Genomic DNA, 534 nt, shown 5'->3' with positions numbered 1-534 from the left:
TGCCGAAGGCCTCGTGCGGGGCCTCGGTGAGGGCCCGGCGGGCGGCCTTGAGCCACTCGGCGCGCGGGAAGGACGCGAGGTCGGGCGAGCCCGCCATCAGGTTGTAGGTGGGTCTGCGGCGGGCCGGAAGGCGCCGGGTGTGGCTGCGGTCCGGGCGGGCCGTCGCGCGCTGGGCCACCCTGGTGCCGGAGCCCTGGCGCGCGGTGAGCCAGCCTTCGGCGACCAGCTCGGCGTCGGCGTCGGCGACGGTGTTGCGGGCGATCCCGAGGTCGGCGGCGAGCGAACGCGAGGACGGCAGCCGGGTGCCGGGCGCGAGCCGCCCGCCGCGCACGGCTTCGCGCAGCGCCTGAGTGAGACCCGAGCGCAGGCCCGCGCCGCCCACGTCGATGTGCAGATCGACACCGAGAGTTTCCGGAGAAGTGGCCCAGGATTTCACCATGGGAATGGACCATACCCGTGTGCCATACGCCCCGTACCTTCGTTCCATGACCACGAACGAGAACACGACGTACGCGCCCGAGCACGCCCCCCGCC

1 protein-coding gene is annotated in these 534 nt (G+C 74.0%); it reads right to left on the bottom strand.

Annotation, left to right across the window (positions count from 1 at the left end; translation table 11 throughout):
• Positions 1-439 (bottom strand): GntR family transcriptional regulator (locus E6R62_RS38950; RefSeq protein WP_136218046.1); only part of this gene is annotated, 439 nt, incomplete at its 3' end.
• Positions 440-534: the final 95 nt, after the last annotated feature.

The sequence above is a fragment of the Streptomyces sp. A1136 genome, from assembly GCF_004795055.1.
Lineage (GTDB): Bacteria > Actinomycetota > Actinomycetes > Streptomycetales > Streptomycetaceae > Streptomyces.
This window is presented reverse-complemented; position numbering and strand designations above follow the sequence as displayed.